A 737-nucleotide genomic window follows, 5' to 3' on the forward strand; every position below is an offset into this window, starting at 1 on the left:
ACGCACGCCCCACCCCTCGTGCCGGTACACCGCTCTCCCCCGCACCTCACCCGCCCGAGTCCTCAGCCTCCCGAGCCGTCACCCTCCCGATTCCTCGCCCTTCCCACCCACCATCCGCTCCAGCCGATCGAAGCGCGCATGCAGCGCGCGCACCGCCTCCTCGCCCAACTCCTCCGCCCCGTGCACGAGTTGATGCCGACGGCGCTGTTCCCGGCCGACGAACCACGTGGCCAGGGCCGCCGTGACGAGGCCGTACGTGGTGATGCCGGCGACCATCACCACCGAGCCGACGACGCGGCCCCACAACGTCACCGGGAAGAAATCCCCGTACCCGACGGTCGTCGCCGTCTCGATCGACCACCACAACGCCCTCGGGTACGTCGTCAGATTGGCGCCGCGCGCTCCGTGTTCGGCGGCGACCACCGCCCAGGAGCCGACCAGCATCACCCCGCCAAGGACCACCGTCGCCGTGCCCGCCGTCTTCAGGTGGAGCGAGCGGCCCTCCCTGCCGAGCAGCAACTCGACCGCCCTGGTGAGGAATCCGGGCAGCATGGTCACTCCTTCGCGTCACGGCGGCGGGGCCTGCGGCCAGTGTCGGGGCGGGCGCGAACGCGGGCATGCCGGGCGGGGCGTTCGAGTTGCCGTACGACCTGCGGCGTTGTGCGCTGGGGGCAGTGCTTCGCTGCCCGACCGAACGCACCCGCGCCACCCGCACCCGCACGACGCCCCACCACCCC

At 72.6% G+C, this 737-nt stretch carries 1 protein-coding gene; it reads right to left on the reverse strand.

Going from position 1 to position 737, the window contains the following annotated elements:
- Nucleotides 1–78: 78 nt before the first annotated feature.
- Nucleotides 79–552, reverse strand: a complete 474-nt coding sequence (locus tag JHN63_RS51680) for a potassium channel family protein (RefSeq protein ID WP_200692028.1) — start codon at nucleotides 550–552, stop codon at nucleotides 79–81.
- Nucleotides 553–737: the final 185 nt, after the last annotated feature.

The sequence above is a fragment of the Streptomyces sp. MBT65 genome, assembly GCF_016612545.1.
Taxonomy (GTDB): domain Bacteria; phylum Actinomycetota; class Actinomycetes; order Streptomycetales; family Streptomycetaceae; genus Streptomyces.

What these genes read in the sequence shown, in the direction of transcription:
- JHN63_RS51680 (WP_200692028.1), bottom strand. Translation starts at nt 552, where the DNA reads ATGCTGCCCGGATTCCTCACCAGGGCGGTCGAGTTGCTGCTCGGCAGG.